This is a genomic window from Virgisporangium ochraceum (genome assembly GCF_016863655.1).
Lineage (GTDB): Bacteria > Actinomycetota > Actinomycetes > Mycobacteriales > Micromonosporaceae > Virgisporangium > Virgisporangium ochraceum.
Genome location: NZ_BOPH01000053.1, coordinates 14,764 through 28,114, shown reverse-complemented (window position 1 = coordinate 28,114; position 13,351 = coordinate 14,764). Strand labels below are relative to the sequence as shown.

Annotated in this window: 14 protein-coding genes and 1 tRNA gene; 8 read left to right on the top strand and 7 right to left on the bottom strand. The window is 71.8% G+C overall.

Going from position 1 to position 13,351, the window contains the following annotated elements; all coding sequences use genetic code 11:
* Nucleotides 1-35 precede the first annotated feature (35 nt).
* Nucleotides 36-599, bottom strand: coding sequence for a TetR/AcrR family transcriptional regulator (locus Voc01_RS19330; protein WP_203928869.1), 564 nt, complete (start codon nucleotides 597-599; stop codon nucleotides 36-38).
* 24 nt (nucleotides 600-623) lie between these two features.
* Between Voc01_RS19330 and Voc01_RS19325 the strand changes: the two genes are divergently transcribed.
* Nucleotides 624-1,100 (top strand): SRPBCC family protein, encoded by a 477-nt coding sequence (locus tag Voc01_RS19325; RefSeq protein ID WP_203928868.1) that lies wholly within the window; start codon nucleotides 624-626, stop codon nucleotides 1,098-1,100.
* Nucleotides 1,101-1,210: 110 nt separating this feature from the next.
* Entirely contained in the window at nucleotides 1,211-1,570 is a 360-nt protein-coding gene (locus tag Voc01_RS19320; RefSeq protein ID WP_203928867.1) for a hypothetical protein, read from the top strand.
* A gap of 371 nt (nucleotides 1,571-1,941) precedes the next feature.
* Here the strand turns inward: Voc01_RS19320 and Voc01_RS19315 are convergent, their stop codons facing one another.
* The 5 genes from Voc01_RS19315 to Voc01_RS19295 all read right to left on the bottom strand — a co-directional run bounded on the left by Voc01_RS19315 (nucleotide 1,942) and on the right by Voc01_RS19295 (nucleotide 5,110).
* On the bottom strand, nucleotides 1,942-2,931 hold the full coding sequence (locus tag Voc01_RS19315) for a hypothetical protein (RefSeq protein WP_203928866.1): 990 nt from the start codon (nucleotides 2,929-2,931) through the stop codon (nucleotides 1,942-1,944).
* Nucleotides 2,928-3,482, bottom strand: coding sequence for an RNA polymerase sigma factor (locus Voc01_RS19310; protein ID WP_203928865.1), 555 nt, complete (start codon nucleotides 3,480-3,482; stop codon nucleotides 2,928-2,930). The genes Voc01_RS19315 and Voc01_RS19310 overlap by 4 nt, the downstream gene beginning before the upstream one ends.
* Nucleotides 3,483-3,599: 117 nt before the next feature.
* A complete protein-coding gene (locus Voc01_RS19305; protein ID WP_203928864.1) occupies nucleotides 3,600-4,214 on the bottom strand; it encodes a hypothetical protein in 615 nt (204 codons plus the stop codon).
* A 335-nt stretch (nucleotides 4,215-4,549) separates the two neighbouring features.
* Nucleotides 4,550-4,621: transfer RNA gene (locus Voc01_RS19300), tRNA-Val, on the bottom strand.
* Nucleotides 4,622-4,687: 66 nt separating this feature from the next.
* Nucleotides 4,688-5,110 (bottom strand): TIGR02611 family protein, encoded by a 423-nt coding sequence (locus Voc01_RS19295; protein ID WP_239160319.1) that lies wholly within the window; start codon nucleotides 5,108-5,110, stop codon nucleotides 4,688-4,690.
* A gap of 564 nt (nucleotides 5,111-5,674) precedes the next feature.
* Between Voc01_RS19295 and Voc01_RS19290 the strand changes: the two genes are divergently transcribed.
* On the top strand, nucleotides 5,675-6,106 hold the full coding sequence (locus Voc01_RS19290) for an SsgA family sporulation/cell division regulator (protein ID WP_203928863.1): 432 nt from the start codon (nucleotides 5,675-5,677) through the stop codon (nucleotides 6,104-6,106).
* A 52-nt stretch (nucleotides 6,107-6,158) separates the two neighbouring features.
* On the opposite strand, the gene Voc01_RS19285 is transcribed toward Voc01_RS19290, so the two are convergent.
* Nucleotides 6,159-6,980, bottom strand: a complete 822-nt coding sequence (locus tag Voc01_RS19285; protein WP_239160318.1) for a DUF1206 domain-containing protein — start codon at nucleotides 6,978-6,980, stop codon at nucleotides 6,159-6,161.
* A 64-nt stretch (nucleotides 6,981-7,044) separates the two neighbouring features.
* Here Voc01_RS19285 and Voc01_RS19280 point away from each other — a divergent pair, with 64 nt between their 5' ends.
* The 5 genes from Voc01_RS19280 to Voc01_RS19260 are packed head-to-tail and all read left to right on the top strand — an operon-like array spanning nucleotide 7,045 to nucleotide 13,301.
* Nucleotides 7,045-9,051: a hypothetical protein gene (locus Voc01_RS19280; protein WP_203929035.1), complete on the top strand. Its 2,007-nt coding sequence runs from the start codon at nucleotides 7,045-7,047 to the stop codon at nucleotides 9,049-9,051.
* Nucleotides 9,048-10,451 (top strand): GT4 family glycosyltransferase PelF, encoded by a 1,404-nt coding sequence (gene pelF / locus Voc01_RS19275; RefSeq protein ID WP_203928861.1) that lies wholly within the window; start codon nucleotides 9,048-9,050, stop codon nucleotides 10,449-10,451. The genes Voc01_RS19280 and pelF overlap by 4 nt, the downstream gene beginning before the upstream one ends.
* Nucleotides 10,448-11,785 (top strand): hypothetical protein, encoded by a 1,338-nt coding sequence (locus tag Voc01_RS19270; protein WP_203928860.1) that lies wholly within the window; start codon nucleotides 10,448-10,450, stop codon nucleotides 11,783-11,785. The genes pelF and Voc01_RS19270 overlap by 4 nt, the downstream gene beginning before the upstream one ends.
* On the top strand, nucleotides 11,782-12,414 hold the full coding sequence (locus Voc01_RS19265; RefSeq protein WP_203928859.1) for a spherulation-specific family 4 protein: 633 nt from the start codon (nucleotides 11,782-11,784) through the stop codon (nucleotides 12,412-12,414). Before Voc01_RS19270 ends, Voc01_RS19265 begins: the two co-directional genes overlap by 4 nt.
* Nucleotides 12,411-13,301: an endo alpha-1,4 polygalactosaminidase gene (locus Voc01_RS19260; RefSeq protein WP_203928858.1), complete on the top strand. Its 891-nt coding sequence runs from the start codon at nucleotides 12,411-12,413 to the stop codon at nucleotides 13,299-13,301. The genes Voc01_RS19265 and Voc01_RS19260 overlap by 4 nt, the downstream gene beginning before the upstream one ends.
* Nucleotides 13,302-13,351: the final 50 nt, after the last annotated feature.

Genomic DNA, 13,351 nt, shown 5'->3' with positions numbered 1-13,351 from the left:
CGTCGGCAACGGCCACGTCCCACGTCACCGCCGTGTCAGATCAGGCGCGTGACCGCGCGGCGCAGGGCGCGGACGTCGCCGGCGGTCGGAACGCCCGTGCCCTGCAGGGCACGGCGCGCCACCGCGTACGGAAGGTCGACCACCGCGAGCGCCACGTCGCGCGGCCGGAGACCCGTTGCGGTCGCCAGCGACCGGAGGGCGGCGCCGACGGCGCGCTGGTTGGCCCCGGCGCGCTCGGCGAGCGCCGGCGAGACGTCGCCGCGGAGCAGGTCGTGCAGCGCGTACCGCAGGAGGAGGCGGGCATCGTCGGGGGAGTCGCGGCACCAGGTGAGCACGGTGACCGCGGCCGCGACGCCGGTCGTGGCCGACGGCGGGTCGAGCGCGATGAGGTACGCGTCGAGAAACCGGTCCTGCGCGCGCAGCCAGGCCGCGGCCACGAGGTCGTCGCGGCGCGGGAAGCGGTGGTACACCGAGCCGCTGGACGCGCCGGTGGACAGGCAGACCGCGCGGGCCGACGCCGCGGCCGGGCCGCCCTCGAGCACCAGGGCCCGCACAGCGTCGAGCATCACATCCGCGGAGTGCTTGGTAGGCTGCGGCACGAACTAGAGAGTACTCTCTAGTTCGTGATTCTCAACGTGCACGAACGGACCCTCCCGTCGGCGGCCGGCGCGCTGATCGACACGCTGAGCGGCTCCGACGACCGGCTCTGGCCGCACGACCGGTGGCCGGCGCAACGCTTCGACCGGCCGCTGGGCGTCGGCGCGGTCGGTGGGCACGGCCCGGTGCGCTACGACGTGCGGGACTACGAACCCGGCCGGCGCGTGCGGTTCGGGTTCCGGGGACCGGCCGGCTTCCACGGGTACCACGAGTACGAGGCGCTCGCCGCGCCGGACGGCGGCTGCCTGCTCCGGCACTCGCTGGTCCTCGAACCACGCGGCCGCGCGCGGCTGACGTGGCCGCTGATCTACCGGCCGCTGCACGACGCGCTCATCGAGGACAGCCTGGCCACCGCGGCCCGCAACCTCGGCGTGGCCGGAGACCGTCCACAGTGGTCGGTGTGGGTGCGGCTGCTCCGCTTCCTCGCCGGGCGCCGCGCGTAGCCCACGCGGCCGGCTGGCGCGCGTGGGGCTACGCAGAACTCCGTATGGAGCGGTGGGCGTCGGCTCTGCTCTCCTGGCTGGCGTTGTCAACCACCATGAGGAGAGCGCACATGAAACTCCTGACCCGACTCGCCGTGCTCATCGCCGCGGCCGCGGCCTTCGCCATCCCGGTCTCCGCACCTGCGTCGGCGGGTCCGGCGGCGGTGAACTGCTGGACCGAGGTCGACACCGTGAAGCCGGCACAGACCATCATCGCCACCGCCTACAAGGACTGCGTGAACTACGAGGTGCCGCAGGGCCTGACGCTCACGCTGGAGATCAACGTGTGCAACGAGTGGGACGGCAGCTGCTTCTGGACGCCGTGGAAGTCCGGCATCGGCACCGTCACCTACACCTGCCCGGGCACGTTCTGGGCGGCGTTCCGCAGTTCGCGCCTGAAGGACAAGGTCGTGTACTGCTCGTACTTCTGAGTCGGTGTGGTCGAGCCGGGCGGGCCGGGTCGTATCCGCCCGGCCCACCGGTGGATAGCCTGCCTCATGGTCCGATCATCCGAGTGACCGGCCGGTCGCCCGACGTCACACTCGGCGGGTGACCAGTCCTCCGGAGCCTCCCCGCCACGGGTACCACCCGTTGCCACCCACCCCGGACACCTCGGGGCAGTTCTACCTGGGCCCACCGCGGCCCCGGAGGGCGGTCCCGAGGTGGGCTCTTCTTCTCCTGGCCGTGGTGGTGGTCGCGGTCGTCGCTGTGGTCGCTCTTCTGACTTGACTCCGACGGCTCGCGCCGGTGCTACCGATGGTGGCGGTGGTCACCGGATGATGCGGCCTCCTACAGCGGACCCTCAGGAGACTTCGAGACGGGGCGAGCCTCCTTCGCACCGGCCCCGGACGGTCACCTGGTACGGGGGCTGGGACGTCGACTCGAACCTGACTCCGACCAGTTCTGCCGGCCCGGGATTGATGCGGGTGAGCGCCCATCCGTCGGCGGTGTTGGCTGCCACGAGTTGGGCGATGGCGCCGCGGCACTGCATCGTCACCGAGTTGCCGTGGATCTGCTGGCTCACGGAGACCGGCGTGGGACCCGTGGGGCCGCCGGCAGGAGTGTCCGAGACCAGGTTGCCGGTCCCGGGAGCTTCGACCGCAGGCGGGTGCGTTGGAGGTCGCAGCGATGCGTTCTCGCTGCCGTCCGGCACGCCGGGTCCGCCCCGCTCGGCCCCGACGGTCGTTGCCGGCCGTGCGTCGTCCGGTTGCGAACCCGCGGACCCCACCATTGCGGCGGCGACCGCCGCCGCCACCACGACCACCAACGCGCAACCGGCGGCAGCTGCCAGACGGACCTTCCGGCGGGCGAACGGGCCCGGCGTGCGGTGACGTGGCCTGCCGGCGAGCCTGCGGTTCGTGGCGCCGCCGTCGGCAGGGTCGGTTGTGGAGCGTTCCGTCCTCAGCAGGTCGTCGGGCGAAACCGGGATCCGGCCGGCGGCGGCGCTGCGGATCGCTGCGAGTCCGCGACGGGTGTCGACCCTCGTTGCCAGGTCGTCGAGAAGGGCGTTGTGGGGGCCGGCGTCGGCGAGGATGTGCGCCGCGCCGTCGGCCAGGCGGATGGTCGCGGCAAGGTCCGCGCCGAGAGCGGCGTGGGCGTCGTCGTACGGCACCGCCGGTCCGGCACGGTCGGCCCGTTCGGTGGCCCGGTCGAGGTGACCGGAGCCGGCAGCGTCGAGAATGCGGGCCAGCCCGGAGCGTGTGTCCAGCATGAGACCGAGGTGCCGCACCAGGTCGGCATGTTCCGGCGTGGAGGGGACCGTTGCGGACGGTTCCGTCGCGGGGCTGCTCATGGTGCCTCCTCGACCGACGGGTTCTGGGATCTCAGCGCCTCACGCGCCTGGCGCAGCACCGACCGGACGGTCGCCGGAGGCTTGCTGATGAGGGCGGCGATCTCGGTGGGCCGGTAGCCGTCGTAGGTCCAGGCCATCACCTCCCGCTGGGCCGCGGGCAGTTGCCGCGTCATGGCGAGGAAGGTGTGCCGGGCCTCGATCTCGGCCGCGGCGTCGTCGGTCAGGAGGGGACCGGACTCGGGGAGTGCGTCCTGCGGCCGCTCAGCCCGCTCGGTCTCGCGTGCGCGCCACCACATCCGGCTGGCGACCCTGCGCACCCACGCCCTGGGCTGGTCGATCACGTCCCACTGGCGGTATGCCTCGAGCATCGCCTCCTGGGCGATCTCGGTGGCGGTGGGCGCGCGGCCGCCCTGGACCATGAGGAAGGCCACCACCTTCGGCATCTCGCTCTTGTAGAACATCTCGAACTCGAGGTCGCGAGCCGTCTGGTTGTCTGCGGGGTTGGTCGGAGTGGACGACTGCCGGTCCTCGATGTCGTCACCGTCGTCCATGCCTGCTCCTATGGGGTCCGGGACGTCGTCGCCGTGGCTCACGTATAGAGGTGTCCGGGGGATCCTGGAGCGTGCGTGATCGTCTTCGGGTATTTCGACGTCCTGACGGTGATCGGGCTACCGGACGGCTCGTGGCCGTACGTGATGGGAGCCCCGAGGGGACGGTCCCCAGCGGACAAGCAAGCCGTCGTGACCCGGTTGGGCATGGTTGAACCCAAGGCGCCGGTACATGGTGGCGACGTCGGCGTTGCGCGGGTTGGCAATGACCGCGGTCCCTGCGGCGTCGACGTGCCTGAGGAGCTGCCGGACCAGGGCCGTGGCGGCCTGCCGGTCGGTGTCGGAGGCGGCCAGCGAGTGGGCCTCTACCAGCGTCGTACGCCGTCGACGGGCCTCGGCGCGTGCCGCGCGCCGTTGGAACGGTGCGATCGACCGGACCACCGGCGCCGCGGAGGCCAGGATCAGAATGATTATGGCCACCGACACGAGCAGGCCAGTTGCGGCCAGCACTACACCGAGCGCGTACCAGCCAGCCGCCTCGGCAACGGTCGCTGCGGCGAGCATCACCAGAAGGGGACTGCAGACCGTCGCGGCCGCGACCGGTAGGACGGCGGTGGAGGCCAGCATGCGCCGGCAGGGCAGCGGAGCCGGCTCGCAGGGGCGGACGGCGATCAGTGCCACCCGATGGTGGGCGGCCAGGGTGTGGTCGGCGCGGTAGCCGACGAGGGTGGTCATGGTGATCGGCCACATCACGGCATTGGCGACGAGTCCGAGTGCCGTACCCCGAACGGGCGGGTTGCCGAGTCGGCAGGTTGCCAACCAGCCCAACGCGGGAAGGTCACGCCACCGCGGCACCAGCTCGCGAGGAACCATGCATCGAGCATGGTCTACTCGCGCCCATCAAGCCATCCGTCGCCGCACGCCGACCCTGGGCCAGCCATCCGTGAGGGCTCCGAACGTGCCAAATTCTGCCGGCCGGTGGGTCCGGATCCACGGTCAAATGACGGTCAAATGATCTTGAGGCCAGGTTCCCGAGCCCGGGACCTGGCCTCTGACCTGCGGAAATGATGTGGGCGATACTGGGATCGAACCAGTGACCTCTTCGGTGTGAACGAAGCGCTCTCCCGCTGAGCTAATCGCCCGGGACGTCAGGGACTGTACCCGATCCCGCCCCACGGATGCACACCGGTATCCGTGTCCCTACCCCGTCAGTGGGTGGTGATGTACTCCCAGAACTGGGCCAGCGTGTCGAAGCCGTACCGGTGTTTGAGCCACAGCCACGCGATCGACAGCAGCACCGCCACCACGGCCAGGCTGAACGCGGCACGCAGCGACCAGTGCAGCTTCTTCATCATCCGGGTGAAGGCGCGGACCTGGCGGCGCACCCAGTCGAGGAGACGGGCGGCCCACGCGAACTCGATCGCCCAGATCGCCAGACCACCGAACACGATGGCCCAGCCCGGGCCGGGCAGCGGCACCAGGACCAGGCCCAGCGCCACGATCAGGCCACCCAGGATGGCGATGGCGACCTTGAAGATGGTTCGGCCACCAGGAAGCGCGTAGACCCGGTTCCTCGCCAGTCGGGCCCGGGCCCGCGTCCGCCGCCAGCGCCGCCGCTTCGCACCCTCCACCGAAGGCGAAGGCTCCGCCGAACCCGAACCCGAAGGAGAAGGCGGAGAAGAAGCTGGGGGAGAGGCCGAGGAAGAAGGCGCAGCGGACGGCTCACCGACGGTACCTGACACGCGTTCCACGCTGCCCAAAGCTACGTCAACTCAACCCCCATCCGGGACCGGACGAAACCCGGACGGAACCCCGAGAGATCGGCTTGCCCGTCACCGCGCGCACAGGCTGGGCGTTACCGCATTGACATCGAGTTGCGAGCGCCGTCGGATAGCCAGCCTCACAAGGCAGAAGCGCAAACCGAACAAAACACTACATCCGCCGGCGTTAACCGAGAAACTCACAGCAAGAACATATGAGGACAGAACCGAGACTAAGGGCCAACGGTAAACATACCGGGCCTAGTCAAGAGTTGGCCGATCATACCTTTGGCCAGCTTTTCCCGCGGCGGATCGGGTTCGTGGTCCCACTACCGGGTGAGATCAACGGATGGCGGAGCGTAACACTTCATGAGCGCTGAGTATTGGGAGGGGCGAGGCGTGTATGCCTCGCGCGGTGCCGGGGGGAGTTTCGACATGAGTGCAATCCGACCCACAGCGGTGGAGGTGGAGACGTCGCTTCGGCTTGTGGCGCCGGATGCGACGGCCCTTCCGGTGCGCGCAAGTCTCCGGTATGACCCGGAGGACCCGTATGCGGTGCACGTCCTCTTTCACGCCGAGACCGCCGGCGGCGAGCCGGTCAGCTGGTCGTTCGCCCGCGAACTGCTGGTGACCGGGCTCGACGAGCCGGCCGGTATCGGAGATGTCCGGGTGTGGCCGTGGGCCAGCCCGCGCGGTGACTTCGTGGCGCTGGCGCTGTCCTCGCCCGACGGCAACGCGCTCTTCGAGGTGCCGCGCAGCGTCCTGGTGCGGTTCCTGCGGCGCACGTACATCGCGGTCCCGCGGGGCCGCGAGGGCGACCACCTCGACGTCGACGCGGCGGTCACGCGTCTTCTCGCGGGTCGCTAGAGACGCACAGAAAGGGGACGGCGCCCAGCGCCGTCCCCTTACTGCGAGAACGTCAGACCTTGCGGTACTTCGCCTGGAAGAAGCAGAAGGCGCCGTACGCGGCCAGCCCGATCGCGACACCCACCAGGATGACGGTGCCGAACGGCTGCTCGGCCAGCGTCTTGAGCGCCTGGTCGAGGCCGCGCGACTCGTTCGGGTCGTGCTGCATCGCGGCGACGAGCACCAGCACACCCAGCGTGCCGTAGACCGTCCCCTTGGCGGCGTAGCCGCCGATGCCGAGCTTGTCCGAGAGGCGACGCTCGTGCGCGGACATCTGGCCGGTCTTCAGGTGCTTGTTGAACTTCTTCTGCCAGCCGTACCAGATCAGGCCGACGCCGATGGCGGCGATCGCCAGGCCGATGAGGCCCACGAGCGCGCGTCCGCCCCCGTTGTCCATCATCGAGCTGGTCGCCTGCTGCTGCTGGTCGCCCGAGGACTTGCCGGCGCCCTGCAGCACCGACACGGCCTTGTAGCCCAGGTAGGCATAGAAGCCGGCCTTGAACACCGACGCGACGCGCTCGAAGACGCGTTCGCGTCCGCGGTCCTCGGTGTGGCCGACGGCGGCCTCGAACACCTGCCAGACGGTCATCGCCGCGAGCCCGATCGCCACGACGATGAGCAGGAACTTGCCGAACGGCTGCTCGGCGAGGGTCTTGAACGCGCCGGCCTGGTCGCCCTCCTTGGACGCCTTGCCGAACGCCAGCTGCAGGGCGATCCACCCCACGAGCAGGTGGGTCACGCCGTATCCGACGAGGCCGATGCGGGTCAGCCGCTCCAGCCACTTGTTGTTGCCCAGGCGGCGAGCGGCCGCACCGGCCTCATTCACGGTGGTCACGAGGAAGTAGTGACCGGTTACGGCCTTCGTCAAACCTTTGGCCGTTCGGTTGGAGATGTGACGGGTGAGGTTTCGCGACCGACGGCCCGTCGTTTCCCCGTTCGTGAACCTTCGTGGCGTCATCTCCACTGGTATCGCCGTCGCGGCTGTCGCGGCACTCATCGTGGCCGGGCCGGCCGGCGCGGCCGACACCGGCAAGCGCATCGACCTTCGCGTTCTGGTCGTCACCGACGGTAGCCCCGGCGTCGACGCGGTCACCGCGCAGCTCGACCGTGAGGGCGTCCCCTACGACTCGGTCGACACGCGGGCCGCCGGCCGCCCCACGGTCACCACGGCGCTGCTCACCGCGGCGACCGACCACGGCCGGTACCAGGGCGTCGTGGTCCCGAACGAGAACCCGCTGCCGGCCGCCGAGGCGACCGCCCTGGCCGACTACGAGCGCGGCTTCGGCGTGCGCCGCCTGGTCGCCTACACGTGGGCCGGTCCGCACGCGGGGCTCACCACGGCGTGGAGCGGAACGCTCGACGGCGGTTCGCTCACGGTCACCGCGGCCGGGAAGGCCGCCGGCTTCGGCTACCTCACCGGCGCGGTCCCGGTCGACGACCGCGACTCCGGGGTGCCGGAGGCGTTCGCGTCGCTGGGCACCGCCGGTGCCGGGTTCACCCCGCTGGTCGAGGGTCAGGCTCCGGGCGGGGGCGCGGGGTCGGTCGCGGGGGTGTACACGGTGGACGGACGTGAGCAGCTCGTCGTCACGACCGCGCTCAACCGCTACCTGACGCACGGACTGGTGCTCGGCCACGGCCTGGTCACCTGGCTCACCAAGGGTGTCAACCTCGGCTACTGGCGCAACTTCTTCAGCCTGCACGTCGACGACGTGCTGCTGCCCGACGACCGCTGGCACACCGGCGGCAACTGCACGGTCGGCGCCGACTGCCCGTCCGAGCTGACCGCACCGACGATCCGCATGGTGCCGGCGGACGTCGACGCGCTCGTGGCCTGGCAGCAGAAGACCGGACTCAAGCTCGACATGGCCTACAACGCGTTCGGCAGCACCGAAGCGGGCGCGGGCGACCCGCTGACCGCCCGGCTGCTGGCGCGCAAGGGCGACCTGCGCTGGCTGAACCACACCTGGAGCCACCCGTACCTGGGTTGTGTGAAGGACGAGACGGTCACCCCGTGGCGCTGCACCGCCGAGTACGTCCCGGCGGCGGACATCACCACCGAGATCACGAAGAACCTCGACTGGGCGCGCGTGAACGGCGTCACGGTGGAGAAGCGGGAACTGGTCACCGGGCAGCACTCCGGGCTGCGGTCGCTGCCGGAGATGCCCGCCGACAACCCGAACCTCGCGCCTTCGTTGCAGGCCGCCGGTGTCACGGCGATCGCGTCGGACGCGTCGCGGGAGCCGGCGCCGCGCGCGGTCGGACCGGCGCGCACGGTGCCCCGGCACCCGATGAACATCTACTACAACACCGGCAAGGTCGCCGAGGCGGTCGACGAGTACAACTGGATCTACACGTCGCGGGCCGACGGCGGCAGCGGGATCTGCGAGTCGAACCCGGCGTCGACGTGCATCACCCCGCTCGGGTCGACCGGGTTCACGGGCCACATCGTGCCCACCGAGGTGCGGATCGCGTTCGACCACGTCGTGTCGGCCGACCCGCGTCCGCACTACGCGCACCAGTCGAACATCACCGAGGACCGCGTGCTCTACCCGGTGCTCGACGCGCTCATCGCGAGGTACAGGCAGATCTACGCGACGAACACCGGCCTCGTGAACCCGCGGATGCTCGCCGTGAGCCAGCACTTCGCGCGCCAGGAGGCGTGGCGGCAGGCGGTCGCGAGCCGCACGGTCACCGGCTACCGCAAGGGCGACACGGTGACGGTCGTCAACACCGGCGCCACCGTCGACGTGCCGCTGACCGCGCCGACCGGCACCCGCGAGGCCGCGCTGAACCTGCTCGGGGTCCTGGTGCCGGGCGAGGCCTACGGCGAGGCGTACGGCGGCCAGCGGTCGGCGTGGCGCGCCCTCGCCAAGGGCAAGTCGGCCACGGTGAAGCTGCCCGCATGAGGGTCGCGCTGATCAACGAGGGCACCTATCCCTACGCGACCGGCGGGGTGAGCACCTGGTGCGAGCACCTGGTGCGCGGGCTGCCCGAGGTGCGCTGGCACCTCGTGTCGATCACGGCGGGCGACACGCCGCCGCCGCTCGCGATGCCGCTGCCGCCCACCGTCGACGCCGTGCAGCCGGTGCCGCTGTGGGGCGTCGAACGGCCGGGGCGCTACAAGGCGGAGCGCGCCGCCGCCCGGATGTGCCGGGGCATGCTCGGCAACGCCCCCGCCGACCTGGCGGTGTTCTCCGAGGGCCTGCGGGAACTCGCGTTCGGTGCGGTGGCGCCGCGCCGGTGGTTCCGGTCGTCGGCCGGCCGGCACCCGCTCGCCGGCGCCCCGCTCGCGGAGATCCTCCTGGACGCGTGGGCGGGCAGCCCGGCCCTGCCCCGGCTGACGATGCGCGACGCCGACGACGCGGCCGTGCTCCTGGAACACGCCGTGCGCCCGCTGGCGGCCGTCCTCCCGCCGGTGGACCTGTGCCACGCCAACGCCAACGGGCTCGCGGCGCTCATCGCCCTCGCCGCGAAGTGGCGCAGCGGCCTGCCGTTCGCGCTCACCGAGCACGGCGTGTACCTCCGCGAACGGTACTTCTCCACGAGCGGCCTCGCGCCCGGCGTCAAGGCGGCGCTGCTGCGCTTCCACCGCGCGCTGGCGAAGCTGGCCTACGCCGAGGCCGCGCTCGTCGCACCGGTGAGCGGGTTCAACCGGCGGTGGGCCGAGCGGCACGGCGCCGACCCGGCCCGGATCGCGGTGATCCCGAACGGCGTCGACCCGGGCCGCTTCGACGCGCTCGCCGCCGGGCCCGACGAACCGACGATCTCCTGGGTCGGCCGCGTCGACCCGTTGAAGGACCTGGAGACGCTGATCCGCGCGTTCGGCTACGTGAAGGCGTGGCTCCCGAAGGCCAGGCTGCACCTGGCCGGCCCGGTGCCGGCGGGCAACGAGCAGTACGCCGCCACGTGCCGCAAGCTCGCCGCCGACCTCCAGGTCGCCGACGCGGTGACGTTCGCCGGGCCGGTGGCGTGCAGCCGCGACGCGTTCGCCGCCGGTCACGTCGTGGCGCTGTCGAGCGTCTCGGAGGGCATGCCGTACACGGTGATCGAGGCGATGATGTGCGGCCGGGCGACCGTGAGCACCGACGTCGGCGGCGTGGCGGAGGCGGTCGGCGAGACCGGCCTGGTGGTGCCGCCGCGCGATCCGCGCGCGTTCGCCAACGCCTGCCTGGAGCTGCTCACCGACCCGGCGCGGCGGGCCGACCTCGGGCGGCAGGCCCGCGCCCGCGCGCTCAACGAGTACACATTGGACAGATGCCTCTCCACCTACCGTGAGCATTACAGGCGGCTCGGAGCATTGGTATGAGCACGATGGTCGTATCCGAAGATCTCTACTCCTCGCTGGAACAGCGGATGGCGCCGATCTGCCGGTCGGCCGTCGACACCGGTGAGGTGGCCGCGTACCTGGAGGCCAGCGGCGTCAACGACCGCGTGGCGGAACGCGACTACGGCGTCACGAGCGTGTTCTCGCTCGCGGCCCGCCTGCGCGCCGACCTCGCCGGCTACCCGACCGCCGGCTACGCACCCGGCCGGTACGACCCGAACGCCGCGACGCCCGAGCGGGACGGTCCGCGCCTGGGCGTCGGGGTGACGCTCGTCCGCTCGGCCCTGTACCTGACCCCGGCCGTCGTCGCCGTCGGTGGCGCCACCCAGCTGTCCGGGCTGCCCGCGGCGGCCGGTCCGGGCGCGCTGATCTACGGCTGGGCGACCGCGCAGGCGTTGGCGTTCCTGGGCTACCGGGCGCTGGGCGCCCTCGGTGCGGTCGCCGCCGCCCGGGTGCTCGCGATCGGGTTCGTGGTCGCCGGCGCGGCGTGGGCGGGCCTGCTGGCCGCGTTCGGGGTCACCGAGCCGCTGGCGTACGCGGTCGCCACCGGGCAGGTCGCCCTGTTCGCCTCGACCGCGGTCGCGTTGGTCACCGGCACGGAGAAGCGGGTGCTCGCCGCCGCCGCCGGGGTCTGGATCGCCGCGGCGGCGGTGTACGCGGGCACGGGTATGTGGATCGTCGGCGCCGCGATCGCGGTGCTGGTGCTCGTCGCGTACTCGCCGGCGTTCGCGCCGGGGGAGTGGTACCGCCCGCGTCCGCGCGAGGCGGCGAACGCGCTCGCCAACGGCGCGGTCGGTGCCGGGCAGGCGGTGCTGTTCGCGTCGGTGGTGCTCGCCGGTGGCGACCTGCTCCGCGAGCCGGTCGCCGCGATCCCTTTGCTCGTCGGGGTTCCGCTCGCCGAGCTCGTGCTCGTGTGGCACCAGCGCCGGGTCGCGGCCACCCGCGCCGTGCTCACCGACCGCTGGCAGTACCCGCGCCGGCTCACGCGCGTCTCGTTGGCGACGCTGGCCGTGCTGGCGGTTCCGGTGGCGGCCGGCGCGGTGCTCACGGCGGCCGAGGCCGGCCGGCTCGCGGCGGTCGTGCTGCTGGCGGCCGTGAACGGGCTGTGTCTCGTGCTCGTCGCGCACCGCCGGCTGGGGCTGGCCGCGCTGCTCGTCTGGTGGCCGGCGGTGCTGATCGGCGTCCTCTACCGGGCCCTGCCCGGAGCGACGACGAGCCTGGTCGACACGTTGGTGGCCGTCGTGCTCTTCGCCGTGTGCGTGCCCGCGCTCGGCGTCGTGGCGATGGTGTTGAAGGACCGCTGGAGCTACCGGTGACCACGCTGCTGCCGCTGTACGTCTACCCGGCCGACGACCCGGGCGCGTGGGCCACCCTGGCCGCCCAGCGCTGGGACGTCACCGTGATCGTCAACGTCCACAATGGACCGGGCCGGCACTACGACCCCGCCTACGGTTACGCGACCGCCGCCCTCGCCGAGGCGGAGGTGCCGATGCTCGGCTACGTCGACGTCAACTACGCCATGCGTCCCATCGACGACGTCCGCACCGACATCCTGGCCTGGCGCGCCTACCCGGTGGGTGGCGTGTTCTTCGACCAGGTGCCGTCGGACCTCGCGTCGCTGCGCTGGATGACGCACGCGGTCGCCACCGCGCGGGGTCGCATCGTGCTGAACCCCGGCGTGCGCCCGCACCCCGGCTACGCCGCGCTCGCCGACCTCGTGTGCACGTTCGAGGGCCCGTGGCCGCGCTACCGGGCCACGCCCGCCGAACCCGACTGGCCGAACGCCGCGCACATCGTCTACGACGTACCGGTGGCCGACCTCACCGAGGCGACCCGCCGCCTCTACCGCCGCGTGGCGCACGGCCTCGTCACCGACCTCGCCGGCACCAATCCGTACCGCGGCCTGCCCGCACCCTTGCGGACACCGGTCAAGGTGGGGGCATGAGGGCACGATGGTGGGTGGTCGGCGGCGCGGCGCTCGTCGTGGTGCTGGCCGCCGGCATCGCGTTCTTTTCGTTGCGTTCCGCCAGCGAAGGTGACGCGCGTGGCGGCGGATCGTCCACTGTGGATGTCCCACCACCGCCCGGTGACGGGTCGCCGTCCGTGGACGCGTCGCCGGCCGCGGCGGGCACCTGGTGGCGGCCGAAGGCCGGGCTCACCTGGCAGTGGCAGCTGTCCGGAAAGCTCGACCGCTCCGTCGACGCGCAGGTCTACGACATCGACGGCCAGGACTCCTCGGCCGCCGACGTCGCCGCCCTCAAGGCGGCCGGCCGCCGCGTCATCTGCTACGTCAACGCCGGCGCGTTCGAGGACTGGCGCCCCGACGCGAAGCGGTTCCCGAAGGCCGTGCTGGGCAAGGACCTCGACGGCTGGCCCGGTGAACGCTGGCTCGACATCCGCCAGTGGGCGAAGCTGGAGCCGATCCTGGCGGCGCGCTTCGACACCTGCCGCGCCAAGGGCTTCGACGCCGTGGAACCCGACAACGTCGACGGGTACGCGAACGAGTCCGGCTTCCCGCTGACCGCCGCCGACCAGCTGACGTTCAACCGCCGCCTGGCCGCCCTGGCCCACCGGCGGGGCCTGGCCGTCGGCCTGAAGAACGACGTGGAGCAGGCCGCCCAGCTCGAACCGTACTTCGACTTCGCCGTGAACGAGGAGTGCGCACAGTACGACGAGTGCGGCAAACTGGCCGTCTTCGTCAAGGCCGGCAAACCCGTCTTCCACGTCGAGTACGAGCAGGAGAGCGGCGGTTTCTGCCCCGAGTCCCGGCGGCTCGGCTTCTCCTCGCTACGCAAGAAGCCCGAACTCGACGCCTGGCGCGAGGTCTGCTGACGGCAGCGGTTGTCCACAGGTGCAAAGTCGGACGTGACTGACCGGGGTGC

Bases quoted from the DNA above. Each gene is read 5' to 3' on its own strand.
- Voc01_RS19320 (WP_203928867.1), top strand. From the start codon at position 1,211: ATGAAACTCCTGACCCGACTCGCCGTGCTCATCGCCGCGGCCGCGGCC.
- Voc01_RS19315 (WP_203928866.1), bottom strand. From the start codon at position 2,931: ATGAGCAGCCCCGCGACGGAACCGTCCGCAACGGTCCCCTCCACGCCG.
- Voc01_RS19310 (WP_203928865.1), bottom strand. From the start codon at position 3,482: ATGGACGACGGTGACGACATCGAGGACCGGCAGTCGTCCACTCCGACC.
- Voc01_RS19305 (WP_203928864.1), bottom strand. From the start codon at position 4,214: ATGACCACCCTCGTCGGCTACCGCGCCGACCACACCCTGGCCGCCCAC.
- Voc01_RS19290 (WP_203928863.1), top strand. From the start codon at position 5,675: ATGAGTGCAATCCGACCCACAGCGGTGGAGGTGGAGACGTCGCTTCGG.
- pelF (WP_203928861.1), top strand. From the start codon at position 9,048: ATGAGGGTCGCGCTGATCAACGAGGGCACCTATCCCTACGCGACCGGC.
- Voc01_RS19270 (WP_203928860.1), top strand. From the start codon at position 10,448: ATGAGCACGATGGTCGTATCCGAAGATCTCTACTCCTCGCTGGAACAG.
- Voc01_RS19260 (WP_203928858.1), top strand. From the start codon at position 12,411: ATGAGGGCACGATGGTGGGTGGTCGGCGGCGCGGCGCTCGTCGTGGTG.